At 72.8% G+C, this 24926-nt stretch carries 19 protein-coding genes, 4 tRNA genes and 1 pseudogene; 13 read left to right on the top strand and 11 right to left on the bottom strand.

Features of this window, described 5'->3' with window-relative positions:
- Nucleotide 1 precedes the first annotated feature (1 nt).
- On the bottom strand, nucleotides 2-1096 hold the full coding sequence (gene purM, locus OEIGOIKO_RS21975; protein ID WP_125055477.1) for a phosphoribosylformylglycinamidine cyclo-ligase: 1095 nt from the start codon (nucleotides 1094-1096) through the stop codon (nucleotides 2-4).
- A gap of 32 nt (nucleotides 1097-1128) precedes the next feature.
- Nucleotides 1129-2688, bottom strand: a complete 1560-nt coding sequence (gene purF / locus OEIGOIKO_RS21970) for an amidophosphoribosyltransferase (RefSeq protein WP_125055476.1) — start codon at nucleotides 2686-2688, stop codon at nucleotides 1129-1131.
- Nucleotides 2689-2817: 129 nt separating this feature from the next.
- Here purF and OEIGOIKO_RS43965 point away from each other — a divergent pair, with 129 nt between their 5' ends.
- Both OEIGOIKO_RS43965 and OEIGOIKO_RS21965 read left to right on the top strand, forming a co-directional pair.
- Nucleotides 2818-2907 carry a putative leader peptide gene (locus tag OEIGOIKO_RS43965; RefSeq protein WP_358973297.1) on the top strand — a complete coding sequence of 30 codons (90 nt, stop codon included), beginning with the start codon at nucleotides 2818-2820 and terminating at the stop codon, nucleotides 2905-2907.
- Nucleotides 2908-3323: 416 nt separating this feature from the next.
- Nucleotides 3324-4679, top strand: a complete 1356-nt coding sequence (locus OEIGOIKO_RS21965; protein WP_125058858.1) for a sulfatase family protein — start codon at nucleotides 3324-3326, stop codon at nucleotides 4677-4679.
- 33 nt (nucleotides 4680-4712) lie between these two features.
- On the opposite strand, the gene OEIGOIKO_RS21960 is transcribed toward OEIGOIKO_RS21965, so the two are convergent.
- The 4 genes from OEIGOIKO_RS21960 to purS form a co-directional block, all read right to left on the bottom strand.
- Nucleotides 4713-5519, bottom strand: coding sequence for a maleylpyruvate isomerase family mycothiol-dependent enzyme (locus OEIGOIKO_RS21960; protein ID WP_125055475.1), 807 nt, complete (start codon nucleotides 5517-5519; stop codon nucleotides 4713-4715).
- Nucleotides 5520-5995: 476 nt separating this feature from the next.
- Nucleotides 5996-8245: a phosphoribosylformylglycinamidine synthase subunit PurL gene (purL, locus tag OEIGOIKO_RS21955; protein ID WP_125055474.1), complete on the bottom strand. Its 2250-nt coding sequence runs from the start codon at nucleotides 8243-8245 to the stop codon at nucleotides 5996-5998.
- Nucleotides 8242-8946, bottom strand: coding sequence for a phosphoribosylformylglycinamidine synthase subunit PurQ (purQ, locus tag OEIGOIKO_RS21950; protein WP_125055473.1), 705 nt, complete (start codon nucleotides 8944-8946; stop codon nucleotides 8242-8244). The genes purL and purQ overlap by 4 nt, the downstream gene beginning before the upstream one ends.
- Nucleotides 8943-9200 (bottom strand): phosphoribosylformylglycinamidine synthase subunit PurS, encoded by a 258-nt coding sequence (purS, locus tag OEIGOIKO_RS21945; protein ID WP_030679308.1) that lies wholly within the window; start codon nucleotides 9198-9200, stop codon nucleotides 8943-8945. Before purS ends, purQ begins: the two co-directional genes overlap by 4 nt.
- Before the next feature lie 300 nt (nucleotides 9201-9500).
- On the opposite strand from purS, the gene OEIGOIKO_RS21940 reads away from it, so the two are divergent.
- From OEIGOIKO_RS21940 to OEIGOIKO_RS21900, 9 genes are all read left to right on the top strand, one after another.
- The gene (locus OEIGOIKO_RS21940) at nucleotides 9501-9821 is read left to right on the top strand and encodes a histone-like nucleoid-structuring protein Lsr2 (RefSeq protein WP_125055472.1); all 321 of its coding nucleotides are present in this window, start codon (nucleotides 9501-9503) and stop codon (nucleotides 9819-9821) included.
- A gap of 263 nt (nucleotides 9822-10084) precedes the next feature.
- Nucleotides 10085-10156, top strand: a tRNA-Gly gene (locus OEIGOIKO_RS21935).
- Between the two features lie 45 nt (nucleotides 10157-10201).
- Nucleotides 10202-10273: transfer RNA gene (locus OEIGOIKO_RS21930), tRNA-Gly, on the top strand.
- 75 nt (nucleotides 10274-10348) lie between these two features.
- Nucleotides 10349-10421: transfer RNA gene (locus OEIGOIKO_RS21925), tRNA-Gly, on the top strand.
- Nucleotides 10422-10625: 204 nt separating this feature from the next.
- A complete protein-coding gene (locus OEIGOIKO_RS21920; protein ID WP_125055471.1) occupies nucleotides 10626-11600 on the top strand; it encodes an ABC transporter ATP-binding protein in 975 nt (324 codons plus the stop codon).
- Nucleotides 11597-12424 carry an ABC transporter permease gene (locus tag OEIGOIKO_RS21915; protein ID WP_125055470.1) on the top strand — a complete coding sequence of 276 codons (828 nt, stop codon included), beginning with the start codon at nucleotides 11597-11599 and terminating at the stop codon, nucleotides 12422-12424. The genes OEIGOIKO_RS21920 and OEIGOIKO_RS21915 overlap by 4 nt, the downstream gene beginning before the upstream one ends.
- A 38-nt stretch (nucleotides 12425-12462) precedes the next feature.
- A complete protein-coding gene (locus OEIGOIKO_RS21910; protein WP_246177480.1) occupies nucleotides 12463-13797 on the top strand; it encodes a sensor histidine kinase in 1335 nt (444 codons plus the stop codon).
- Between the two features lie 56 nt (nucleotides 13798-13853).
- A complete protein-coding gene (locus OEIGOIKO_RS21905) occupies nucleotides 13854-14606 on the top strand; it encodes a response regulator transcription factor (protein ID WP_246177479.1) in 753 nt (250 codons plus the stop codon).
- Nucleotides 14607-14640: 34 nt separating this feature from the next.
- Nucleotides 14641-14713: transfer RNA gene (locus tag OEIGOIKO_RS21900), tRNA-Gly, on the top strand.
- Between the two features lie 126 nt (nucleotides 14714-14839).
- On the opposite strand, the gene OEIGOIKO_RS21895 is transcribed toward OEIGOIKO_RS21900, so the two are convergent.
- Both OEIGOIKO_RS21895 and OEIGOIKO_RS21890 read right to left on the bottom strand, forming a co-directional pair.
- Complete coding sequence (locus OEIGOIKO_RS21895; RefSeq protein WP_125055469.1) at nucleotides 14840-15742, bottom strand: phosphoribosylaminoimidazolesuccinocarboxamide synthase; 903 nt, start codon at nucleotides 15740-15742, stop codon at nucleotides 14840-14842.
- A gap of 167 nt (nucleotides 15743-15909) precedes the next feature.
- On the bottom strand, nucleotides 15910-17262 hold the full coding sequence (locus OEIGOIKO_RS21890; protein ID WP_246177478.1) for an MFS transporter: 1353 nt from the start codon (nucleotides 17260-17262) through the stop codon (nucleotides 15910-15912).
- A gap of 101 nt (nucleotides 17263-17363) precedes the next feature.
- On the opposite strand from OEIGOIKO_RS21890, the gene OEIGOIKO_RS21885 reads away from it, so the two are divergent.
- Nucleotides 17364-18284, top strand: a complete 921-nt coding sequence (locus OEIGOIKO_RS21885) for a LysR family transcriptional regulator (protein ID WP_125055468.1) — start codon at nucleotides 17364-17366, stop codon at nucleotides 18282-18284.
- Between the two features lie 41 nt (nucleotides 18285-18325).
- Here the strand turns inward: OEIGOIKO_RS21885 and OEIGOIKO_RS21880 are convergent, their stop codons facing one another.
- The 3 genes and pseudogenes from OEIGOIKO_RS21880 to purD form a co-directional block, all read right to left on the bottom strand.
- Nucleotides 18326-19804 carry a N,N-dimethylformamidase beta subunit family domain-containing protein gene (locus OEIGOIKO_RS21880; protein ID WP_125055467.1) on the bottom strand — a complete coding sequence of 493 codons (1479 nt, stop codon included), beginning with the start codon at nucleotides 19802-19804 and terminating at the stop codon, nucleotides 18326-18328.
- Between the two features lie 289 nt (nucleotides 19805-20093).
- Nucleotides 20094-22057, bottom strand: a pseudogene (locus OEIGOIKO_RS21875) (hypothetical protein).
- A 497-nt stretch (nucleotides 22058-22554) separates the two neighbouring features.
- A complete protein-coding gene (gene purD, locus OEIGOIKO_RS21870; RefSeq protein ID WP_125055466.1) occupies nucleotides 22555-23814 on the bottom strand; it encodes a phosphoribosylamine--glycine ligase in 1260 nt (419 codons plus the stop codon).
- 312 nt (nucleotides 23815-24126) lie between these two features.
- On the opposite strand from purD, the gene OEIGOIKO_RS21865 reads away from it, so the two are divergent.
- A complete protein-coding gene (locus OEIGOIKO_RS21865) occupies nucleotides 24127-24867 on the top strand; it encodes an SLATT domain-containing protein (protein ID WP_125055465.1) in 741 nt (246 codons plus the stop codon).
- The last annotated feature ends 59 nt before the right edge of the window (nucleotides 24868-24926 follow it).

Here is a 24926-nt window from a genome sequence, read left to right as displayed (position 1 = left end):
GTCAGGCAGCGTAGTCACCGGTCAGGGTCACTGCCTCGGTGTGGTCACCACGCTCGACGATCTCGCCGCTGACCCAGGCGTCCACGCCGCGGTCCGCGAGGGTGGCCAGCGCCACGTCCACCGACTCCTGCGGTACGACGGCCATCATGCCGACGCCCATGTTCAGGGTCTTCTCCAGTTCCAGCCGCTCCACGTCACCGGCCGTGCCGACCAGGTCGAAGATCGGGTCCGGGGTCCAGGTGGACCGGTCGACCGTGGCGTGCAGGCCGTCCGGGATCACCCGGGCCAGGTTGTTGGCCAGACCGCCGCCGGTGATGTGCGAGAAGGCGTGCACCTCGGCCGTACGGGTCAGCGCCAGACAGTCCAGCGAGTAGATCTTCGTGGGCTCCAGCAGCTCCTCGCCGAGCGTCCGGCCGAGCTCCTCGACCCGCCGGTCCAGCGACATCCCCGCCCGGTCGAACAGCACGTGGCGAACGAGTGAGTACCCGTTCGAGTGAAGACCCGAGGACTCCATCGCGATGACGATGTCACCCGTACGGATACGATCCGCGCCCAGCACCCGGTCCGCCTCGACGACACCCGTACCGGCGCCCGCGACGTCGAAGTCATCGGCCCCCAGCAGCCCCGGGTGCTCCGCGGTCTCGCCGCCGACCAGCGCGCAGCCGGCCAGCACACAGCCCTCGGCGATGCCCTTGACGATCGCCGCGACCCGCTCCGGGTAGACCTTGCCGACGCAGATGTAGTCGGTCATGAACAGCGGCTCGGCGCCGCAGACGACCAGGTCGTCGACGACCATGCCGACCAGGTCGTGGCCGATCGTGTCGTAGACGCCCATCCGGCGGGCGATGTCGACCTTGGTGCCGACGCCGTCGGTGGCCGAGGCGAGCAGCGGCCGCTCGTACCGCTTGAGGGCCGAGGCGTCGAAGAGGCCGGCGAACCCGCCGAGGCCGCCGACGACCTCGGGGCGGGTGGCCTTCTTGACCCACTGCTTCATCAGGTCGACGGCGCGGTCGCCCGCTTCGATGTCCACGCCCGCTGCTGCGTAGCTGGCGCTGGTGCCCGCGTGCTGGGCACGCTCAAAAGACTCGGCAGACACGGTGAGATCTTTCCTGTCGGTGTGTACGAGCTCTACGGGCGGCGCAGCGCGTCGGCGCCGCCGACCCCGGCCGTCAGCGTCCCGACGCCGTCCAGGTCCGGCTTGGCCTGGCCCGCGGCCTCCGCCTCCAGGAGGTGCTTGCCCAGCAGCTCCGGGTCGGGGAGGTCGACCGGGTACTGGCCGTCGAAGCACGCGCGGCACAGGTCCGGCTTGGCGATCGTCGTCGACTCGATCATGCCGTCGATCGAGATGTACGCCAGCGAGTCGGCGCCCAGCGACGTACCGATCTCGTCCACGGTCAGACCGTTGGCGATCAGCTCGGCGCGGGTGGCGAAGTCGATGCCGTAGAAACACGGCCACTTGATCGGCGGCGAGGAGATCCGGATGTGGACCTCGGCGGCACCGGCCTCCCGGAGCATCCGGACCAGGGCGCGCTGGGTGTTGCCGCGGACGATCGAGTCGTCGACGACCACCAGCCGCTTGCCGCGGATGACTTCCTTGAGCGGGTTGAGCTTGAGGCGGATACCGAGCTGCCGGATGGTCTGCGAGGGCTGGATGAAGGTCCGGCCGACGTAGGAGTTCTTGACCAGGCCGACGCCGTACGGGATGCCGCTGGCCTCGGCGTAGCCGACCGCGGCCGGCGTACCGGACTCCGGGGTCGCTATGACGAGGTCGGCCTCGGCGGGCGCCTCGGCGGCCAGCTTGCGGCCCATCTCCACCCGGGAGAGGTACACGTTGCGGCCGGCGATGTCGGTGTCGGGGCGGGCCAGGTAGACGTACTCGAAGACGCAGCCCTTGGGCTTGGTCTCGGCGAAGCGGGAGCTGCGCAGACCGTTCTCGTCGACGGCGATCAGTTCGCCCGGCTCGATCTCGCGGATGAAGCTGGCGCCGCAGATGTCCAGGGCGGCGGTCTCGGAGGCCACCACCCAGCCGCGCTCCAGACGGCCGAGGACCAGCGGGCGGATGCCCTGCGGGTCACGGGCCGCGTACAGGGTGTGCTCGTCCATGAAGCACAGCGAGAAGGCACCCGAGACCTTGGGCAGGACGCGCGGCGCGGCCTCCTCGACGGTCAGCGGCTTGCCGTCCTCGTCGACCTGGCCGGCCAGCAGGGCCGTCACGAGGTCGGTGTCGTTGGTCGCCGCGACCTGGGTCGCGCGGCCGCCCTCGCGGGGCAGTGCGGCGACCATCTCGGCGAGTTCGGCGGTGTTGACCAGGTTGCCGTTGTGACCCAGGGCGATCGAGCCGTGCGCGGTGGCACGGAACGTCGGCTGGGCGTTCTCCCACACCGAGGCACCGGTGGTGGAGTAGCGGGCGTGGCCCACGGCGATGTGGCCCTGGAGGGAACCGAGGGATGTCTCGTCGAAGACCTGGGAAACCAGGCCCATGTCCTTGAATACGAGGATTTGGGAGCCGTTGCTCACTGCGATGCCCGCGGACTCCTGACCGCGGTGCTGCAGGGCATACAGCCCGAAATAGGTGAGTTTGGCGACCTCTTCACCCGGAGCCCAGACACCGAAGACGCCACATGCGTCCTGGGGGCCCTTCTCGCCGGGGAGCAGGTCGTGGCTGAGTCGTCCGTCACCACGTGGCACAGCACTGAGTCTAGGGCAGGTCCGCGATTCATCCGAACCGGGGATCGAACCGGGGCCGGGTCCTGGGGGCCTGCTCCAGGTGGGCGAGTGCTTGACGTGAGCACGTACTCACGGACAGGATCACGCTCCATGCAGAGCCCGCAGCCCTTGGTGCAGCGCCGCCACGTCGACCTCGGTCGCGTCGCCAGCGCCATCTGTCGCTGCGCGCGGCGCGGCTGAACGCCACTCTCCCCCGCGTTCACCTTCACCTTCTCTTCACGCGAGATCCGGCCGGTTCCGGCACGGTTCCGGCGTGCGCCGTTCCGCTTCCCCCGCACCCCCGTCCGCGGCGTGGGGTGAGATGCGCCACTCCGGCGTCCGGGTGGTGCGGGGCGGCGAACGTTCCGGTGAATTCCGGGCTTTTCAGCCCTGGCCGACCCTGACTCCTCGCGTCGCCACCCCGCGCCCGTCCGGGGCGCACCTCGCCTGCACACCCCTCCGGAAGGTCCTGTTCCGTGACGCGTTCCGCCTCTGCCCCCACGTCTCCCTCCCGCCCCGATTCATCCACGAACGACCGGATTTCCCCTACCGGTGGCATCTCCCGCCGCACCTTCGGCGGCCTGGTCGGCGCGGCCGCCGCGACCGGCACCCTGGCCATGGGTGCCGCGGGCCCGGCCACCGCCGCCGGCACCGCCCACCAGGAGCAGCCGTTCCGCGCGGCGACCGGCCGCCGGTCCGCCCGCCGCCCGAACATCCTGTTCATCCTCGGTGACGACCTCGGCTGGGCCGACCTGTCCTCGTACGGATCACCGCACATCCGTACGCCGCACCTGGACCGCCTGGCCCGCCAGGGCGTGCGCTTCACCCAGGCGTACGCCGGCTCGTCGACCTGCTCCCCCACCCGGTTCTCCCTGTACACCGGGCGGTTTCCCGGCCGTACCGAGGGCGGGCTGGCGGAGCCCGTCGCGGACCGGTCCGTCGGCCTCGAACCGGACCACCCCACGCTCGCCTCCCTGCTGCGCGACGCGGGGTACGCCACCGGCCTGATCGGCAAATGGCACTGCGGCTACCTGCCCGACTTCAGCCCCACCAAGTCCGGCTGGGAGACCTTCTTCGGGAACTTCGGCGGCGCGCTGGAGTACTACTCCAAACTCGGGCTGGCCGGTGAGTACGACCTTTACGAAGGCAACGTCACCGAGGGTGACGCCGAATATCACGACCTGCGCTACTACACGCGGATCATCACCGAGCGTGCCGTCGGCTTCGTGGGCGGGCGGCAGGCCCGGCCCTGGCTGCTCAACCTGAACTTCACCACCCCGCACTGGCCGTGGATCGCGGACGGCGACGAGGCCGCGAGCGCGGACATCGTCCGCCGTATCAAGGCGGGCGACCGGGGCGCGCTGCAACACCGGGACGGCGGCTCGCTGGCGAAGTACAAGGAGATGGTCGAGGACCTGGACCGGTCCGTGGGCACCGTGCTGGCCGCCCTGAAGCGCTCCGGGCAGGAACAGGACACCCTGGTCTTCTTCGGCAGCGACAACGGTGGCGAGCGCTGGTCCTGCAACTGGCCGCTGAGCGGCAACAAGTTCACCCTCCAGGAGGGCGGCATCCGCGTCCCCTCGATCGTGCGCTGGCCGGCCCGTATCGACGGCGGCCAGGTCAGCCACGAGCCGCACTTCAGCCCCGACTGGACGGCGACCCTCCTGGAGATCGCCGGCGCCCGGCCGCACCGCGCCTACCCGCTGGACGGTACGAGCCTGGCGGGCTACCTGCTGCGCGGCGAACGGCTCCCTGAGCGGGACCTGTTCTGGCGCACCCGGGGCGAGCGGGCGCTGCGGCGCGGCGACTGGAAGTACTACCGGGGCACGAAGAAGAAGGATCAGCTCTTCCACGTGACCGAGGACCCCCGAGAGCAGGCGGACCGGGCCGGGGCCGAGGGGCGGCGGCTGGCGGAGCTGCGGGCGGCGTGGGAGGCGGTGGATGCCACGTTGTTGCCGTACCCGGAGGGGTGAGGGCCTGCCCGCTGTCCGGGGGTGTCCCGGAGCTCAGCCCATGAGGGGCAGGTACGGCGTGAGATCGGCCCGTTCGCCGCTGGCACTCACGGCGGCCGCTTCGAGCGCCGCGGGCCAGTCCGTGCGCCCGGTGGCCAGGCGGAGCCAGGTCAGCGGGTCGGTCTCGACGACGTTCGGCGGCGTGCCCCTGGTGTGCCGGGGGCCCTCGACGCACTGGACGACGGCGAACGGCGGCACCCGGACCTCGACCGAGCCGCCGGGCGCCTTCACGGCCAGCGCGTCTGCGAGCACCCGGGTGGCGGTGGCCAGGGCCTGGCGGTCGAACGGGATGTCCAGGCCGGTGGCGGCGGCCAGGTCGTCGGTGTGCACGACCAGTTCGACGCAGCGCACCACCAGGAAGTCGGCCAGGCGCATCGCGCCGATACGGACCGCCAGCAGCCGGTCGTCGGGGGCCATCGGGACCGCTTCGGCATACCGGGCGGCGGCGTGGTCCAGGAGGGCCGCGGGCTCGCCGCCGGCCGCCGTGTCGCGGGCGTTCTCGTCGACCTTGGCGGCCAGTGCGCGGGTCACGGACGGCCAGGTGGCCAGGGTGACTTCCTGCGCGGGCGGCGCGGGCTGCGCGAGCGCCGCCGGGACCTGCTCCACCGCCATGGCCAGGTGGGCGACCAGTTCGCGGACCGTCCAGTCGCCCAGCCGGGTGGGCAGCGCGAACTGCTCGGGCGTCAGGCGCTCCACGGCGGACCGTACGTGGCCGAACTGCGCGACGACGGCGGCGCGGGTCTTGGCGGAGTTGTAACTGCGGGCGCGGGCTCGGCCGGACGGCTTGCGGGCACTGGGCATGGCGTCGAGGCTACTCGGCGGCGCGCGGGCAGGCCGGAGACGGGGAGCCCCGGGGCGCGGGCAGGCCGAAGGCGGGGAGCCCCGGAGCACGAGCAAGCCGGGGTCCCCAGGGCGAGGAAGGGGGAGAGGGGCGGGGCGGGAGGAGGGGGAAGGGGAAAGGGGAAAGGGGCAGACGTTCTGCCCTGGGGAGGCCGACACCGGGAGGGCGTACGACGGCGGCGCTCCGGGGCGGGGCCGCCCCGGCAGGGCTCACGGGAGTGGCCTGCCCCCGAAGGGACGGGCCACCGTACGGGCGGACGGCACCAGGTGCGGCACCGTCGGGCCGGGCCAGACCAGGCCGAGCCGGGCCAGACCAGGCCAAGCCGAGCCGGGGCAGGCCGAGCCGGATCAGGCCGCCCCAGGCCGGGCCGCGCCGACCCAAGCCGCGCCGACCCGAGCCGGGCCGAGCCAGGCCGACCCGGCCCAAACCACCCGTATCAGCCGAACAGCGACGGAATAGTCGCCTCATGCTCCGCGCGGAGGTCGCTCAGCGGCAGGGTGAACTGGCCCTGTACGTCGATCGCGTCGCCGTCGACCACACCGATGCGGGTGGCCGGGAGGCCGCGCGCGCCGCACATGTCGGTGAAGCGCAGTTCCTCGCTGCGCGGGACGGCGACGATCGCGCGGCCCGCCGACTCCGAGAAGAGGAGGACGAAGGGGTCCACCCCGTCGGGGACGACGATCCGGGCGCCCTTGCCGCCGCGCAGACACGACTCGACGAGGGCCTGGATCAGACCGCCGTCGGAGAGGTCGTGCGCCGCGTCGACCATGCCGTCGCGGGAGGCCGAGATCAGGATCTCGGCCAGCAGCTTCTCGCGGGCCAGGTCCACCCGCGGCGGCAGACCGCCCAGGTGGTCGTGGACGACCTGGGACCAGGCCGAGCCGCTCAGTTCGTCCTCGGTGTCACCGAGGAGGTAGACGAGGTGGCCCTCGTCGGCGAAGGCGACCGGCGTGCGACGGCTGACGTCGTCGATGACGCCGAGCACCGCGACCACGGGGGTCGGGTGGATGGCGGCCTCGCCGGTCTGGTTGTAGAGCGAGACGTTGCCGCCGGTGACGGGCGTACCGAGCTCCAGGCAGCCGTCGGCGAGACCGCGGACGGCCTCGGAGAACTGCCACATGACGGCCGGGTCCTCGGGCGAGCCGAAGTTCAGGCAGTCGGAGATCGCCAGCGGCTTGGCGCCGGTCGCCGCGACGTTGCGGTACGACTCGGCCAGCGCCAGCTGCGCGCCGTGGTACGGGTCGAGCTTGGCGTAGCGGCCGTTGCCGTCGGTGGCGATGGCCACGCCCAGCCCGGTCGTCTCGTCGATCCGGATCATGCCGGCGTCCTCCGGCTGGGCCAGCACGGTGCCGCCCTGCACGAAGTGGTCGTACTGGCTGGTGATCCAGGACTTGGACGCCTGGTTGGGCGAGGCGACCAGCTTCAGGACCTGCTCACGCAGTTCCTCGCCGGTCCGCGGCCGTGCCAGCTTGCCCGCGTCGTCGGCCTGGAGGGCGTCCTGCCACGCGGGGCGCGCGTACGGGCGCTCGTAGACCGGGCCCTCGTGGGCGACGGTCTTCGGGTCGACGTCGACGATCTTCTCGCCGTGCCAGAAGATCTCCAGCCGGTCGCCGTCGGTGACCTCACCGATGACGGTGGCGGTGACGTCCCACTTCTCGCAGATCGCCAGGAACCGTTCGACCTTCTCGGGCTCCACGACGGCGCACATGCGCTCCTGCGACTCGCTCATGAGGATTTCCTCGGGCGAGAGCGTGGAGTCGCGCAGCGGTACGTCGTCCAGCTCCACGCGCATGCCGCCGGAGCCGTTCGAGGCCAGCTCGCTGGTGGCGCAGGACAGCCCGGCCGCGCCGAGGTCCTGGATGCCGACGACGAGCTTCTCGGCGAACGCCTCCAGGGTGCACTCGATGAGCAGCTTCTCCTGGAAGGGGTCGCCGACCTGGACGGCGGGGCGCTTGGAAGGCTTCGCATCGTCGAAGGTCTCGGAGGCGAGGATGGAGGCGCCGCCGATGCCGTCGCCGCCGGTCCGGGCGCCGTAGAGGATGACCTTGTTGCCGGCGCCGGACGCCTTGGCGAGGTGGATGTCCTCGTGCCGCATCACGCCGATGGCACCGGCGTTGACCAGCGGGTTGCCCTGGTAGCAGGAGTCGAAGACGACCTCGCCGCCGATGTTGGGCAGGCCCAGGCAGTTGCCGTAGCCGCCGATGCCCGCGACGACGCCCGGCAGGACGCGCTTGGTGTCGGGGTGGTCGGCGGCGCCGAAGCGCAGCGGGTCCACGACGGCGACCGGGCGGGCACCCATGGCGATGATGTCGCGGACGATGCCGCCGACGCCGGTGGCCGCGCCCTGGTAGGGCTCCACGTAGGACGGGTGGTTGTGCGACTCGACCTTGAAGGTGACGGCGTAGCCCTGGCCGACGTCGACGACGCCCGCGTTCTCGCCGATGCCGACGAGCATCGCGTCGTTCTCGGGGACCTTCTGGCCGAACTGCTTCAGGTGGACCTTGCTGCTCTTGTAGGAGCAGTGCTCGGACCACATGACGGAGTACATGGCGAGTTCGGCGCCGGTGGGACGGCGGCCGAGGATCTCGCGGACGCGCTCGTACTCGTCCTGCTTCAGGCCGAGTTCGGCCCACGGCTGGTCGGTGTCCGGCGTCTCGGCTGCGTGCTTGACCGTGTCGAGCGTCATGCGGTGACCAATTTCTTCAGGATCGAGGTGAAGAATCCGAGGCCGTCCGTACGGCCGGTGCCGATCAGCGGCTCGACGGCGTGCTCGGGATGCGGCATGAGGCCGACGACGTTGCCCGCCTCGTTGGTGACGCCGGCGATGTCGCGCAGCGAGCCGTTGGGGTTGCCGTAACCGTCGGCGGTGTCGCCCTCGGTCAGGTAGCGGAAGGCGACCCGGCCCTCGGCCTCCAGCATGTCGAGCGTGCGCTCGTCGGCGACGTACCGGCCGTCGATGTTCTTCAGCGGTACGGAGATCTCCTGGCCGGCGGTGTAGTCGGCGGTCCAGGCGGTGTCCGCGTTCTCCACCCGCAGCCGCTGGTCGCGGCAGATGAAGTGCAGACTGTCGTTGCGCAGCATCGCGCCGGGCAGCAGGTGGGTCTCGGTCAGGACCTGGAAGCCGTTGCAGATGCCCAGGACCGGCAGGCCGCCCCGGGCCTGTTCGATCACGGTCTCCATGACCGGCGAGAAGCGGGAGATGGCGCCGGCCCGCAGGTAGTCGCCGTAGGAGAAGCCGCCGGGCAGCACCACGGCGTCGACCTGCTTGAGGTCCTTGTCGCGGTGCCACAGCGGCACCGCCTCGGCCCCGGCGAGCCGGACGGCGCGCTGGGTGTCACGGTCGTCGAGCGTGCCCGGAAAGGTGATGACTCCGATGCGCGCCGTCATGACCCGGCCCGGTCTTCGACGTGGACGGTGAAGTCCTCGATGACGGTGTTGGCCAGGAAGGTCTCGGCCATCTCGTGGATACGGGCGAGGGCGGCGTCGTCGACCGGGCCCTCCACCTCAAGTTCGAATCGCTTGCCCTGACGGACGTCGCCGATCCCCTCGAATCCCAGGCGTGGCAGTGCGCGCTGCACCGCCTGCCCCTGCGGGTCGAGGATCTCCGGCTTGAGCATGACGTCGACTACGACGCGTGCCACTGGCACTCCCGATGGTGTGGTGCGTAAGGCGGTGCCATCACAGTACCGTGTTCGAAAATCTACGCGCATAGATATCGTGACGGTGCGGTCACGGTACGGCGTCGGCCGCGGTAAGCGGTGGGGAAAATCTCAGAAAAGACCTAGGGTCCGCATTGCGGAAGGACACGCTGAGGAAATTAACTGGGCTTCACCATGCAATGCCCGCCGCTGTACAAATGAAAATGCATTGATCCCAATCAGCCGGATCTGCAGCATCCCCCCATGTCAAGGCGGGGTTGCTGCTCGAAAGGACCGATATCCGTGGCGCAGCGCGTAGTAGTCACGCTCTCCGATGACATCGAAGGCGGAGAAGCCGCAGAGACGGTCACCTTCGGTTTGGACGGGAAGTGGTACGAGATCGACCTCAATCCCGCCAATGCGAAGAAACTGCGCGGCGCCCTCGCCCCGTTCGTGGAGGCCGGCCGCAAGCGGTCGAAGTCCGGCAAGGCGTACCACCACACCTCGGTGACCGCGGACCCCGCCGCCGTGCGCGCCTGGGCCCGCTCCCACCACCTGGATGTGCCCCCGCGCGGCCGGATCCCGAAGAAGGTCTACGAGGCTTTCGACGCGGCCAACGGCTGATCCGGAGGGGCGGCCGGCAGCGGAGGGGAGGGTCCACCCCTCCTCTCGCGCCACCCGCCCCCCACCCGCCTCCCCCGCTCTGTCCGGCCGCCGGCCCGCGGCCGGACAGAGCGGGGCCCGGGGCGCGGACGGAACGGGAAGACGGGGCGGCCGCGCCCGGTTCCGGCTGTCCCGCAGCGGAGTTGCGCAGCACCCCCGTTGATCAGCTAGAGTCTGGAGCACGCCGAGGGGCGAGGCCGAAAGGCCGGATCCCGAGGAGTCACGCGGGTGTAGCTCAGTAGTAGAGCGCCCTCTTTCCAAGAGGGAGGCGCAGTGTGCGATCCCTGTCACCCGCTCTGACAGCATCAAGAAGTCCGTACGGACCGATTGATGGTGGTCATGCGGGTGTAGCTCAGTAGTAGAGCGCCCCCTTTCCAAGGGGGAGGCGCAGTGTGCAATCCCTGTCACCCGCTCCGACAGTACCGACCACTCCGGTGGATCAGGTAGAGTAGCTGTCGCGCCGCCCGGTGAAAGCCGGTCGGATGCCTGCGGACGTAGCTCAGTTGGTAGAGCGCAACCTTGCCAAGGTTGAGGTCGCGAGTTCGAGCCTCGTCGTCCGCTCAGGAAAAGGACCCCGGTCATCGCGACCGGGGTCTTTTGTCTTTCCGCATCCAGGCCTCCCTCCGGTTCCCGTCCCGGATTCCCCCCGGAACCGGCTCCTCCCCCTCCTCCGGTTCCTCCGCCCCCGTCCCTCCTGACATTTGTCATCTGCGGTGATGACAAGCCGCACTGCCCGGAGCCGGGTTCCGGCGGGAGCCTTGAAGCATGAACATCGGGGACACGAGCGGACGCGTGATAGACGTCACGGGCCTGCGCAGGCGGTACGGGCCGTCCGGGGGCGGCCGGAAGAACAAGAAGGACACCACGGCCTTCGAAGCGGTACGGGGCATCGACTTCTCCGTCGACCGCGGCGAGCTGTTCGCCCTGCTGGGGACGAACGGGGCGGGCAAGACCTCCACCCTCGAAATCCTGGAGGGACTGGCCGCGCCGACCGGCGGCACGGTGCGGGTGCTGGGCCACAACCCGTACACGGAGCGCGCGAAGGTCCGGCCGCGGGTCGGCGCGATGCTCCAGGAGGGCGGTTTCCCCGCGGAGTTGACCGTGGAGGAGACCGTACGGATGTGGGCCGGGGCCACCACCGGCGCCCGGCCGGTCGACGAGGCGCTGGCCACGGTCGGCATGACCAGGCGCAAGGACGTACGGGTCAAGCAGCTCTCCGGCGGTGAGCGGCGGCGGCTGGACCTGGCCACGGCGACGCTGGGACGGCCCGAGGTGCTCTTCCTGGACGAGCCGACCACCGGCCTGGACACCGAAGCCCGGCACACGACCTGGGAGTTGATCCGCGAGCTGCGGGCGGGCGGCACCACGGTCGTACTGACCACGCACTACCTGGAAGAGGCCGAGGAGCTGGCCGACCGCCTCGCGATCATGCACCGGGGCCGGATCGCGACAGCCGGCACCGTCGCGGACGTGGTGGCCACCCACCCCGCGCAGATCTCCTTCGAACTCCCCCCGGGCTACACGCCGGGCGACCTGCCGCCGCTGGCGGCACTGGGCGTCGACGGGCACGAGACGGCGGGCCGGACCCTGCGGCTGCGGACGTCCGACCTGCAGCGGGCCGCGACCGGTCTGCTGCTCTGGGCGCGGGACGAGGGCGTCGAGCTGCGGGGGCTGGACGCCCGCTCGGCATCGCTGGAAGAGGCGTTCCTGCGGATCGCCAAGGGTTTGGAGGACAAGTGAGCGTCGCCGACGTCAAGGCCGTCGAGCAGGAGCCCGGTACGGGTGCCGGAACGGGCGCCCGTACGGGAACGCGGGAGCGGCTGGCCGCCCTGTTCCGCGCCGAACTGATCCTTCTGGGCCGTAACCGGACCGCGCTGTTCATGACGCTGCTGATGCCGCTGATCATGGCCTTCGCCATGCGGCAGGCGGTCTCCTCGATGCCGCTGCAGGCCAACGGCCTGTCCGTCGGCACGGTACTGCTGCCGGGCACCATCGGCTTCGTGCTGCTCTTCGCGGTGTACTCGTCCGTCACCGGATCGCTGGTGACCCGGCGCGAGGAACTGGTGCTCAAGCGGCTGCGCTGCGGTGAGCTGTCGGACCGGGAGATCCTGGCCGGCTCGGCACTGCCGGCGGTGCTCCTCGGGGTGGCACAGATCGTGCTGCTGGCGGTCCTCGGCGGGTTCTTCCTGGAGGCGGGCCCGCCCCGGGCCCCGCACCTGGTCGTGCTGGGCGTGCTCCTGGGCATGCTGATCGCGGTGGCGATGGCCGCCGCCTCCACGGGCATCACCAAGAGCGCCGAGGCGGCGCAGCTGACGACGATGCCGTTCGTCTTCGTCTCGATGGCCGGCTCCGGCATGATCGTGCCGCTGGACATCCTGCCCGACAAGATCGCCGACATCCTGGAGCTGCTGCCGCTCTCCCCGGTGATGGGTCTGGTCCGGGACGGCTGGATCGGCCAGGGCGACCTCACCGAAACGCTGAAGCGGCTGGTCATCGCGTTGGTCTGGGCCGGTCTGGCGGTGTTTGCTGTACGTCGGTGGTTCCGTTGGGAGCCACGGCACTGACGATGTACGGCGATGGGGACGACGGGGGTGCGGGGCCGGTGATCCACGGGCAGCTGCGCAAGTTGCGGGGGCGCGGCAGGGTCGCGCAGGTGTACTTGTGGGCGCGGTGGACGCTGTATGTCTCACCGTGGCTGCTGTTCCTCGCCTGGGTCCCGGCGCCGCTCTCCGGTGTGGTGGCCCAGGCCCACCAGGTTCCGGCGCTGTCTCTGCCGATCGTGGTGCTGGGGCTGGTCCAGTGCGGGGTCTACGTACCCGGCGTACGGCGCGGCCTCTCGCACTACGTCTACGGCACCCCCGCGCCATGGCGGCTGATCGCCGTCTCAGGGGCGCTGACGGCCGTGTCGATGACCCTCGTCGTGGTGCTGGCCGTCAGCCTGCCGATGGAGCTCAACACCTACTACACGGTGATGATGTTCCCGGGCCTGCCCACCGCGTCGCTCCTCTGCCTGGTGATCAGCAAGCGCCGGCAGGCGTTGCTGAGCGTCGTGGTCTCGGCGGTCGCCGTCGGGGTGCTGGCCCTCGTCGGCGTACCGCTCGACTTCGCCGGAGGGCTGCCGCCCGTCTTCCTCTTCACCGCCGCCTTCGCCGCGTTGATATGCCGCAGCTGGGCCTGGATCCTCGCCGCGATGCGCGAGCTGGACGAGGCCAAGGGCGACCAGGCCCGGCTGGCCGTCGCCGAGGAGCGGCTGCGGTTCGCGCGGGACATGCACGACGTCGTCGGCCGCAACCTGTCCGTCATCGCCCTCAAGAGCGAGCTGGGGGTACGGCTGGCGCGCAAGGGCCGGCCGGAGGCCGCCGATCAGATGGCGGAGGTTCAGCAGCTGGCACAGGATTCCCAGCGGGAGGTGCGGGACGTGGTCCGCGCCTACCGGGAGGCCGACCTCCAGGTGGAGCTGGCGGGCGCCCGGGCGGTGCTCCAAGCGGCCGGGGTGGAGTGCCTGATGGACCAGGAGGGCAGCGCCGGGGTGCCGCAGCAGGTCCAGTCGGTGCTGGCCTGGGTCGTACGGGAAGGCACCACCAACGTGCTGCGGCACGCGAACGCGGCCTCCTGCTGGCTGACCCTGCGGGTGACGCCCGACGGCGCGGCCGGTTCCGGGCGGACGGCCACGGCGGCGCGGTCCGGACCGGCGGTGGTGTTCACGATGGAGAACGACGGTGTGCTGGAGGACGCCGCGCAGCGCGGTGACGGAAGCGGCATCGCCGGGCTGCGGGAACGGCTCGCCGCGTTCGGCGGCGCCCTGACCGTCGGTCCCCGGCCGGGCGGGCGCTTCTGGCTGCGGGCCCACGTGCCGCTGGAGAAGGACGAGCTGCTGGGGTACGGGCCGACGGCGTCCGTGGACGGGCAGCCGGGCGGGATGCCGGGCATCGGGTAAGGACAAGGCCTGCGGCGGGTGCCGCGGCACGGAGCGCCGGGAGAGAAGCGAAGATCATGGCGGAGGAGCCGGGGCGGATGGGCGAAAGGGTGCCGGGAGTGCCGGGAGGCGAGGGCGGTCGCGGGCCGGGCACGGACGCGGGCGCGCATGGGGACCCGGCCGCCGGCCCGGCGAAGGCTCCGGAAGCGGCCGGGGCCCCCGCGCCGCTGCGGGTGCTGCTCGCCGACGACGAGCATCTGATCCGGGGCGCGCTGGCGGCGCTGCTGGCCCTGGAGGACGATCTCCAGGTGGTGGCGGAGGCCGCTTCCGGACCGGAGGCCCTGGCGATGGCGCTGGCCCAGCGTCCCGACATCGCCGTACTGGATCTTCAGATGCCGGGGCTGGACGGTGTGGCGGTGGCCACATCCCTGCGCACCCGGCTGCCCGGCTGCCGGACCATGATCGTGACCAGTCACGGGCGACCCGGTCATCTGAAGCGGGCCCTGGAGGCAGGGGTCAGGGGGTTCGTCCCCAAGACCGTCTCGGCCCAGCGGCTGGCCGAGATCATCCGCTCGGTGCACGCCGGAAACCGTTATGTCGACCCCGAATTGGCGGCCGACGCGATCAGCGCCGGGGACTCGCCGCTGACCGTACGGGAGGCGGAGGTGCTGGAGTACGCGGAGAACGGCGCGCCCATCGCGGAGATCGCGGAGCGGGCCGCGCTGTCGCCGGGAACGGTGCGCAACTACCTCTCCTCGGCCGCCGCGAAACTGTGCGCGGAGAACCGGCACGCGGCAGCGCGCATCGCCCGCGCCCGAGGTTGGCTATAGTGGAGCCCGCACCGCGCCGCTGAGCGCGGGGCAGGCGGACGTAGCTCAGTTGGTAGAGCGCAACCTTGCCAAGGTTGAGGTCGCGAGTTCGAGCCTCGTCGTCCGCTCAGAGGGAAGGCCCCGGTCATCGCGACCGGGGCCTTTCGCGTATACGTACCGGGCCCGCTGTCCACGGGCGGGCGGGGGTGACGCCGGTCCCCGGACCGGCGGCCGGCGTCACCCCGTCCCCGGCGTCACGACCAGGGCAGCCCGGTGAGCCGCTCGTACGCCTCGATGTACTTGGCGCGGGTGCGCTCGACCGTCTCCTGCGGCAGCGGCGGAGGCGGCTGCTCGCTCCCGCGGTCCCAGCCGGAGGCCGGCGAGGTGAGCCAGTCGCGGACGAACTGCTTGTCGAAGGAGGGCTGGGCCCGGCCCGGCTGCCACACGTCCGCGGGCCAGAAGCGCGAGGAGTCCGGGGTGAGGACCTCGTCCGCCAGCGTCAGCCGCTGTTCCGCGTCGAAGCCGAACTCGAACTTGGTGTCCGCCAGGACGATGCCGCGCTCGCGGGCGATGTCGCGGGCGCGCCCGTACACGGCGAGGGTGGTCTGCCGGAGCTGGGCGGCGACCTCGGCGCCGACCTGGCGGGCGACCTCCTCGTACGGGACGTTCTCGTCGTGCTCGCCGACGGCGGCCTTGGTGGCGGGGGTGAAGATCGGGCCGGGCAGTTCCGAGCCGTCGGCCAGCCCCTCCGGCAGCGCCAGCCCGCACACCGTACGGGTCTGCTGGTACTCGGCGAGACCGGAGCCGGTGAGGTAGCCGCGGGCGACGCACTCCACCGGGACCATGGCCAGTGACCTGCAGACCGTCGTGCGGCCCGCCCAGTCCGCGGGGGCGCCCGGAGGCAGGTCCGTGGAGAGCACGTGGTGGGGGACGAGGTCCGCGAGCTGGTCGAACCACCACAGCGACAGCTGGGTCAGCACCCGGCCCTTGTCGGGGATCTCGGTGGGCAGTACCCAGTCGAAGGCGGAGATGCGGTCACTGGCGACCATGATCAGCTCGCCGTCGGCGTTCTGGTAGAGGTCGCGCACCTTGCCCGTGTGGAGGTGGGTGAGCCCCGGTACCTCCACTGCCTCGGGCTTTTCTACAAAACCGGACACGCTGCCTCCGCGTAGGTTGATCCAGGCCCCTCGGTCCGATTCTCCCGTATGCGGGGTGGAAGCGGCGGCGCAGGGTCCGGTCGGGTGCGGGTCGGGTGCAGGTCAGGTCCCGGTTAGGTGCGAGCCGGGGACGGGCCGGGTGCGGGCCGGATACGGACCGTTGCGGCTCACACTCCGTCCCGGCGTGCGGCGCGGCCGACCGCGGCCAGCGTCAGCAGGGCCAGCACCGCGGCGACCGTGAGGACGACCGGCGGCGGCACCGACGCGCTGACCAGGGTGATCACGTAGGGGGCGAAGAAGCCCAGGTAGGCGAGGGTCCAGAAGCGGGCGGTCAGGCGGGCCAGCCGGTGCGGCGGCGCCAGGGCGGCGACCTCGGTCAGCCCGTATGCCACGCACAGCCCGTAACCGCCGCCGAGCACGGCCGCGGCGATCAGCGCCACGACGGGCTGCCCGGCCGCGACGGCCCCGGCGGCGACGAGGAGGCCGAGTGCGACGGCCGCCAGTCCGGCGGCGGCGGTGGCGAGGCGGTGCCGGGCGGCGAGCCGGCGGGCGAGGGGCGCCACGAGGAGCCCGGCGCCCGGGGTCACGGCGGTGGCGACGCCCGCGTACACGGTCTGCCAGCCGTCCAGACGGTCACCGACGAGTCCGGGGAGGGTCACGAAGGCGATGGTGGGGGCGGCGAACACCCAGGGCGCCACGGGAGCCACCAGCCGCCGGAAGGGGGCGCCGGACGTCCCGTGGGCGGCGGGCCGGGCCCCGTCGGCGGCGGAGGCGGCGGAGGCGGCGGAGTGCGGTACGGGCCCGGCCCGGCCCGTTTCCGGCGCCCGGGCGGCCGCCAGCGCGGCCACCGCCGAGAGCACCAGGTGCGGGACGTACGCCGTGACCATCGGGTGCGGTGCCCACTGGGCGATCAGCGCGGCGGCCAGCCCGCCGGAGGCGAAGCCCGCGGAGAGGAAGAGCCCGGAGCGGCGGGCCGCCGTGCCGGGTGCGGTGGCCGGGTCGTACGGGGCGGACGAGAGTTCCTTGATCCACACGCTGCCCGCGGTGAGCAGGGCGCCCGCGCCGAGGCCGGTCAGGAAGCGGCCCGGCCACAGCAGCCAGGCGGCGGCCGGGCCCGCCATCAGCAGACAGGTCGCCACGGCGGCGGTGGCGAGCGCGGTGAAGACCACGGGGCGGCGGCCGTGCCGGTCGGCGAGCGGACCGCCCAGCAGCAGCCCGGGGATCAGGCCGAGGACGTACACCGCGAAGAGGGCGGTGGTGGTGGCCGTGGTCAGGCCCAGGTCGTCGCGGTAGGCGCCGAGGAGGGCGGAGAACTGGTTGGCGCTCCAGCCGGAGGCCGTCATCATCCAGCCGGCCCGGAGCCAGTGGCGGTGACGGGAGTCGGTACGGGAGTCGGTAGGGGAGGCGGTAGGGGAGTCGGTACGGGCATCCGCACGGAGATCCGTACGGGAATCACTACGGGAGCCGGTACGTGGATCGGTACGCGGATCGGTGCGCGGATCGGCGGCGGGCGTGCTCATGAGAGCCGTTGTACGAGGCCGGAGGCCCTGAACGCGGCCTCCGTTCAGGAATCGTGAACGGCCCCCGTGACCGGACGGCGGATCGTTTTATCGTGGCACTCATGGACCTGCGACGCCTGTCTTCCTTCTTGGCGGTGGTCGAGGAAGGCCACTTCGGGCGGGCCGCGTCGCGGCTCTTCCTCTCCCCTGCCGCGGTCACCCAGCACGTGCAGCAGCTGGAGCGCGAGCTCGGCACCCGGCTGCTGGACCGCGGCAACGGCCCGGCTGCGCCGACCGCCGCCGGCCGGCGGCTGGCCTCCCACGCCCGTACGCTGCTGGCCGCCGCGAACGCCGCCGTGGAGGACGTGACCGAGGCGGCGCAGCGCGCTTCGGCGGCCTCGTCCCTGGCGGCGCGCGGGCTGCGGGTGGGGGTGATGGGCCACGGTTCGGCCGAGGTCACGCCGGCGGCCGTCAACGCCTTCCGCCGGGCCCGCCCGGAGGTCCCGCTCAAGCTGGTCCAGCTGACCTTCACGGAGCACTGCAGCGCGCTGCGCGAGGACCGGGTGGACGTCGCGTTCGTACGGCCCGCGATCCAGAGTGAGGGCATCGAGGTAGACATCCTGACCACCGAGCAGCGGATCGTCGCCGTCCCGGCGGCCTCGCAGCTCGCGGACGCGGCGGCGACGGGCGTCCGGGTCGCGGACATCATCGACCTGCCGTACCTGCGGCTGCCCCGGCACACCCCGCGTCCGTTCACCGACTACCTGTACTTCGACGAGGGCGAGCGCCGCGCCCCGGACTGCGCGCTGACCCCGCACGACGTGCTGACGAGTGTCGCGGCGGGCCGCGGCGCGGGCTCCGGACTGAAGTCCTTCGCCCGCTACTACCCGTGGCCCGGGACGGTGTACGTACCGGTGCTGGACGCGCCGTGCGCACACAGCGTGCTGGCGACGCGGGCGGGCGACCCCAACCCCGAGGTACGGATCTTCCGGGCGCTGACGGTGGCGCTGGCCCGGGAGCTGGGGACGTTCGCGGCGCGGTAGCGGCGACATCCCTGAGGCCGCCGCCCCACTCCCCCGGCTGCTCAGTCCCGCTTGCAGATGCGGTCGAGCAGATTGGCCGTGGCCCGCTGCACCCGTTCGTCCACGTGCCCGGGGCGGTCCAGCGCCGGTGACCAGGCGAAAGTGCCGGACGCGAAGACCAGGGCGCCGCTGAGGGCCCGGTACAGCGACGTCTCCTGATGGCGGCGGTTGCCCTCGCTGTCCTCGTACGGGGAGTGCGCCAGCAGGATGCGGTGGCTGTGCTCGGGCAGCGGCGTACGCGGGAAGTATCGGTCCGCCTCGCCGGCGACGAGGCCCGGCAGTTCGTCGCCCTCGTGGGCGCCGGTCGCCTCCCACATCCAGTGGTCGGCGTTGCGCACGACCAGCGGCGCGGGCTCCGGCACCCGGCCCGCGTACTGGATGCCCATCAGCTGCTGTTCCGGGTCGCCGGCCTCGCGCCAGAGGGCGGGCTTGCCGGGGCCCTGCCGTTTGCGGCAGCTGAGGAGGGAGTCCGGTCCGGCGGGCGAGGGGGCCAGTTCGACCTGCCAGTACATGGTGTTGGCGGACAGGAAGACCAGCGAGGTGCCGCTGTCGCGGGCCAGTTCGGCGGTCCGCCGCATCGGCTGGGACCAGTACTCGTCGTGGCCGGGGAAGACCAGGCCGCGGTAGCGGGACGGGTCGACCAGCCCGGCGTGCAGGTCGCGGGCGTCGGCGTAGGCGAGGTCGTAGCCGTAGCGCTCGGCCCAGCGGATGAAGTCGTAGGCGTGGCCGACGTGCAGGGGCAGGCCGGCGCCCGCGTACGGGCGGTCGAAGGAGACGGTGGTGGCGGCGTCCGGCTCGCCGAGCAGCGAGCCGTCGGCGTCCCAGGCGTGGTACAGGCTGGCGCCGGTGCGGCCGTCCTCCGGGTAGAGGTTGTACGCCTGCCAGGTGATGTCGGGCAGGAGCAGCAGGAGGTCGGCGGGGTGGGCGTCACGGACCGTGAAGGGGACGTGGCTGCGGTGGCCGTCGGCGGTGGTCAGCACGGCGACGTAGGCGCCCAGCTTCCAGTACGTGGGGACCTGGAGGCGCCAGGACAGCCACCAGTGGTGGCAGGAGACCGTGCGGTCGGCGGTGAGCGGTGCGGGCTGCACGATGCCGGCCAGCCGGGGGCTGGTCGTGATCTTGGCGGCGCCGGTGCCCGCGTAGTGGCCGATGCGGTAGATGTCGATGCTGAAGGGCTGCGGCGGATCGACCGAGACGCGGAAGTCGATGGCCTCGCCGGGGGCCACCGCGCCGGTGCTCACGAAGCCCTTGATCTGCTGCCGTACGTCGTCGGCCGTCCGGGGTCCTGCACTGGAGCGGGGCGAGGGCAGGCGCTTCTCTCCGGGGGCCACCGCCGGGTCGACGTACCAGGGGACCACCTGACCGGAGTCGAAGTAGTTCTCGCTGCCGCGCAGCCAGGGCAGCGGGCCCTGTCCGAACGGATCCGTGACCGCGTGCGCGAGTGCTCCCGACTCCCAGCGCCGGATCTGCTCCGTCCCCATTCGTACTCCCCTCCCTGCGTCCCCCCGCCGACTGAGCAGGCCGCCGCGGCACTCAGATGTCGTGCTCGATTGAACGACTGGGGCCACCCCCAGCACATCACATTACGCACTTGCTCCGTCACCCTTCGTCGTGAATTCGCAAGGGTTCCGGCCATGAACGGCGAACTGGAGGGGAACATTCAGCCCGGTCGTGCGGGTGATGCCCGGTGGGTGCCGACAACAGGCGCACTCGGCTCCTTCATGCCCCCGAATGCGCCCCCGTACGCTCCCTGCGCGCCCTTGGCGCCCCTCACACGAGCCGGACCGGCTTCTCGGGCCGCACGCCGACCTCACCGAGCCAGTCGCCCAGCGGGCCCGCGTCCCCGTCGTCGACGAGCCGGAGCACCGGGTGACCCAGGTCCGAACGGCGCGCGCCGTCCACGAGCAGCACCGGGCCGTCGAGCCAGTCCAGACCGGGGGCGGCGCCGGCGGTGTCCACGGCGGCGCAGCACACCATCGCGGTCACATGGTCGGCGAGCAGCTCACGGCCCGTGCGCGGGGGCTGCATCGGGAACAGCGGGAGCCCGTCGGCGAGGCCGTCGCCCCAGGTGACGCCGGGGAGGCCCGGCACACCCGGTACGCCCGTGTCCGGGCCGTCGGCCACCGGCTCGCGGGCGGCCTGGCGCTCCGCCTCCGCGCGCTCCTCCCGCGCCAGCTCGGCGCCGAGCCGGGCGGCCACCAGGTCGCCCGCGCGCTCGTCCGCCGTCAGGCGCTCGATGACCCGTACCAGCGTCGGACCGGAACTCTCCGGTCCGGGATCGGCGGACCGCTCCCCCGGCGCCGGGGGCTGCGGCCCGGAGGGCCGGGCCCCTGCGGACCGGGACCCGACGGCTGCGGCCCGGACGCCTTCGGCCCTGTCGGCTGCGGACCCGGGGACTGCTCCTCCGGGGACTGCGGCGCCGGGTGGGGGATGCGGCACTCGGGCCGGGCGGGGCGCTCCGGCGCCGCCGGGGGGCGCGAAGGCTGCGCGCCCTCGGCCGGTTCCGGCGGGAGGGCGTCCAGGACACGGTGGAGCCGGGCGGCCTCCTGGCGCCACTTGCGGTCCACGACCTCCTCCGGATACTGCTGCCAGCCGACCGGCGACCAGTCGGGTCCCGGCTCGGCCGGGCCGCCGTGGAAGAGGCGGGCGGCGAGGAGGGAGGCGGCGCGGTCGACGGCGCCGGGCTCCTCCAGGAGGTCGCACGCCGGGCGCTCGCCCAGGCGGGAGGCGAAACCTTCGGCCAGACGGTCGCGGCGGGAGAGTTCGGTGAGCGCGGAGACCACCCCGGCGTCCAGCCGGGAGGGCCAGCGGCCCATCCGCCAGGCGGGCAGCGCGACCCGGGTCAGCAGCCGGTCCCAGCCCGCGTACGCCAGCCCGACCTGCTCCTGGGCGACGATCCGCAGGCCGTAGTCGACGCTCTGGGCCCGCTCGGACGCGGCGGCGGCCACGCACCGCTCCATCTCCAGGGCGTGCTCGCGGCAGGCCCGCAGCAGCAGCCGCGCGACCCAGCCGACGAACGCGGGCGCCGGTGCGGTCAGCGGGCTCTTGGCCCGCGCGGAGACCGCCACCGCGGCGTCCAGGCCCCGTACGAAGCGGCGGGCCGCGGCTATGTCCGGGTTGGCGGACGGTCCGGTGCCGGCCACCACGGGCGCCAGCAGGGCCCGCAGCTCGGCGACCCGCATCCACCACATGAACGGCGAACCGATCACCAGGACCGGCGCCTGCTCGGCCCGCGCGCCGTCGCGCGCTCCCGCGCCCCCGCCACCACGCGCCGCCCGGCCGCGCGGCGGGGTGTGCGCCCGGTGCGTACGGTCCTCCAGCCAGCTGTCGCAGTCGGGTGTCAGGGCTATCGCGGACGGCGCCGGCACCTCCAGGCGGTCGGCCAGGTCCCTTACCAGGCGGTACAGGTCGGGGGCCGAGGACTCGGCTATCGGTACCGACGGGCTCAGCGCGGGCCGCGCCCGGACGACGACGGCCGTGACCAGCGCCGCCAGCAGCAGCACGACCAGCGCGATGCCGGTCACCGCCCAGCGCGCCGTGTCCCAGCCGCCGGAACTCGTGACCGGGTCGGCGCGGCCGATGCGGCCGGTGAGGCCGCCGACGAGCAGCACCACGGCCACCGCCGCGGGCACCAGGGCCACGCCCAGCGCCGCGCCGCGGATCCGCAGCACCGCGAGCGCGCGGGCGCGCGCCGCCTCTGCTCCTGCTTCCGGACCTGCCACCAGCCTGTACACCCCCTGCTGCCCTGATCAACGGGACGAAGAGAACACGGGACGAGACGAGAGCGGGGCAACGGCGCCGGGACCGCGGACGGCTTCCGGCGGCGTCGCTCACTCTCCACCACTGTGGCACCGGCCACCGACACCGCAATGCCGGTGAGCCACTTGCCGGACGCCGCCGTGACAGCCGTACCGCGGGGCGGCACGGGCGCCACACGACGCTTGCGGGGAACCCTAGTTGGGGCGTCCCTCCCCGTCAGCCGGATGGCGGTGCGGTCACTCGATGGAATGGCTTTGGGTAAAGCCGGGAGCCATATCCCGGCCAAAATCGTCCGGTACGCCCGGAACGGCGCGTAGCGGGCACTCCGCGGGCCGGGTCGGACACGGCCCGGACCCGGCCCGGACCCAGCCGGACGCCGACCGGCCGGAAAGGGGCCCGAAAGCGGCCCGAAAGCGATCCGGACCGGCCCGGAAAGCGGACCGGTCCGGGCCGGAAAAGCACCGGTACGGGCTCAGCTCTCCCCGGCCGCCCGCGCCGCGATGTCCGTACGGTGGTGCGACCCGTCCAGCGTGATCCGGCCGAGCGCCCGGTAGGCGCGCTCCCGGGCCGCGGCCAGGTCGGTGCCGGTGGCCGTCACGGACAGCACCCGGCCGCCCGCGCTGACGACCTCGCCGGTGGCGGCGTCCTTCTTCGTGCCCGCGTGCAGGACGTACGCGCCGGGCGCGTCCTGCTCCGCGACCTCGGTCAGGCCGCCGATCGGGTCGCCCGTGCGCGGCGTACCGGGGTAGTTGTGCGAGGCCACCACGACCGTCACCGCGGCGTCGTCGCTCCAGCGCAGCGGCGGCAGCGCGGCCAGCGTGCTGGTGGCGGCCGCGTGCAGCAGCGCGGACAGCGGGGTACGGAGGCGGGCCAGCACGACCTGGGTCTCCGGGTCGCCGAAGCGCGCGTTGAACTCGATCACGCGCACGCCGCGCGAGGTGATCGCCAGGCCCGCGTACAGCAGCCCGGAGAAGGGGGTGCCGCGGCGGCGCAGTTCGTCGACGGTGGGCTGGAGGACGGTCTGGAGCACCTCGTCGACCAGCTTGGGGTCGGCCCAGGGCAGCGGGCTGTAGGCGCCCATGCCGCCGGTGTTCGGGCCCTCGTCGGCGTCGTGGGCGCGCTTGAAGTCCTGGGCGGGCTGGAGCGGCACGACGGTCTCGCCGTCGGTGACCGCGAACAGGGAGACCTCGGGGCCGTCCAGGAACTCCTCGATGACGACCTGGTCGCACGCGAGCGCATGGGCGCGGGCGGTCTCGACGTCCTCGGTGACCACGACGCCCTTGCCGGCCGCCAGGCCGTCGTCCTTGACCACGTACGGGGCGCCGAACGCGTCCAGCGCCGCGTCGATCTCGGCGGGGGTGGTGCACAGGTAGCTGCGGGCGGTGGGCACCCCGGCAGCGGCCATCACGTCCTTGGCGAACGCCTTGGAGCCCTCCAGCACGGCCGCCTGCGCGGACGGCCCGAAGACCGGGACGCCGCGCTCACGGACGGCGTCGGCGACCCCGGCGACCAGCGGCGCTTCGGGGCCGACCACCACCAGGTCCGCTTCCAGGCGCTGCGCCAGGTCTGCCACCGCCGCGCCGTCGACGGCGTCGACGGTGTGCAGCTCGGCCACTTCCGCGATGCCGGCGTTGCCGGGGGCGCAGTGCAGCGCGGTGACGTCGGGGTCGAGGGACAGTGAGCGGCACAGGGCGTGTTCGCGGGCGCCGCCGCCGATGACGAGGACCTTCACGTGAGCAGCCTAGTCGGCGCGGGCGCGGGCGCGGGGCGGTGCCCCCGCGGGCCCTGGGCGGCCGGGCAGGGAGTGGGGACGGGACCGGGGACCAAAGGGCCGGAAGCCGTGGAAACCGTACGCCACCGGGCAGTGGCCACTCTTTCGAGTGAGAGCGGTCATGGCCCTATACCTGATTCCGCACCACTTCCGGGCGGAAATAAAGCGATCTTGGGGGCGAGGCCCACCGTTCGGCGGTAGGAAGGAGGATGCGCACCGGCCGTCTCGTACGTACCGCGCGCATCGCACGTATCTGCATGAGGGAGTGCACGGGTGAGTCAGCCGGAGATGCAGCCCGAGGGGCTCCCTCGGGAGGAGCGCGGGCCCGGGGGCGGCCGCGGCGATCTGGGGAGCCGCACCTTCCCGCTCGGGGACTGGGGCGAGCCGGCTGAGCGCCTCGACGAGCTGTACCACTGGGTCGAGGAGGGCGCCCTGCGGGCCGCTTCCTGGTACCTGCACGACCGGGTGGCCAAACGGCGCGGCGCGCGGGCCCTGCGCCTGGGGGCGGCGGCCGGGGTGGCCGTGGGCGGCCTGCTGCCGCTGCTCGACCTGACCGGGGTGGCGCCCGGGGGCGCGAAGTGGGGGTATCTGGCGCTGCTGGTCGCGGCGGTGTGTGTGGCCGGGGACCGGTTCTTCGGCGTGACCGCGGGCTGGATGCGGGACGTGGCGACCGCGCAGGCGGTGCAACGGCGGCTGGAGGTCCTGCAGTTCGACTGGGCCTCGGAGAACGTCCGCGAGGTCCTCGGCCCGACGGAGGGCACCGCCGGCGAGGCGGCGGAGCGCTGCCTGGGCGTACTGCGCCGGTTCAACGAGGACATCGCGGAGCTGGTGCGGGCCGAGACCGCCGACTGGATGGCCCAGTTCCGTCCGGGTCCGCTGCCGCCGGCCGCGCGGGCGACGGCGCAATGGGGACAGCGCCCGGAGCCCGGCAGTCCGCAACCGGGCCGGATCACGCTCCCGCCGGGCACCCGCCCGAACATGCCGCGGCAGCGGCCGCCCGAGTCGCCGCGCTGAGGGCGTACGCCCGCTCGCGCGGTCCGGCGGCCGCGCCCGCACCGGCCGATGCCGGCCGC

Origin of the sequence: Streptomyces paromomycinus, assembly GCF_003865155.1 — a bacterium.
GTDB lineage: Bacteria > Actinomycetota > Actinomycetes > Streptomycetales > Streptomycetaceae > Streptomyces > Streptomyces chrestomyceticus.
This window is presented reverse-complemented; position numbering and strand designations above follow the sequence as displayed.

What these genes read in the sequence shown, in the direction of transcription:
- OEIGOIKO_RS21890 (WP_246177478.1), bottom strand. Translation starts at nt 17,262, where the DNA reads ATGAGCACGCCCGCCGCCGATCCGCGCACCGATCCGCGTACCGATCCA.
- OEIGOIKO_RS43965 (WP_358973297.1), top strand. Translation starts at nt 2,818, where the DNA reads ATGCAGAGCCCGCAGCCCTTGGTGCAGCGCCGCCACGTCGACCTCGGT.
- purQ (WP_125055473.1), bottom strand. Translation starts at nt 8,946, where the DNA reads ATGACGGCGCGCATCGGAGTCATCACCTTTCCGGGCACGCTCGACGAC.
- OEIGOIKO_RS21905 (WP_246177479.1), top strand. Translation starts at nt 13,854, where the DNA reads ATGGCGGAGGAGCCGGGGCGGATGGGCGAAAGGGTGCCGGGAGTGCCG.
- OEIGOIKO_RS21960 (WP_125055475.1), bottom strand. Translation starts at nt 5,519, where the DNA reads ATGCCCAGTGCCCGCAAGCCGTCCGGCCGAGCCCGCGCCCGCAGTTAC.
- purL (WP_125055474.1), bottom strand. Translation starts at nt 8,245, where the DNA reads ATGACGCTCGACACGGTCAAGCACGCAGCCGAGACGCCGGACACCGAC.
- OEIGOIKO_RS21885 (WP_125055468.1), top strand. Translation starts at nt 17,364, where the DNA reads ATGGACCTGCGACGCCTGTCTTCCTTCTTGGCGGTGGTCGAGGAAGGC.
- OEIGOIKO_RS21880 (WP_125055467.1), bottom strand. Translation starts at nt 19,804, where the DNA reads ATGGGGACGGAGCAGATCCGGCGCTGGGAGTCGGGAGCACTCGCGCAC.
- OEIGOIKO_RS21920 (WP_125055471.1), top strand. Translation starts at nt 10,626, where the DNA reads ATGAACATCGGGGACACGAGCGGACGCGTGATAGACGTCACGGGCCTG.
- OEIGOIKO_RS21965 (WP_125058858.1), top strand. Translation starts at nt 3,324, where the DNA reads ATGGGTGCCGCGGGCCCGGCCACCGCCGCCGGCACCGCCCACCAGGAG.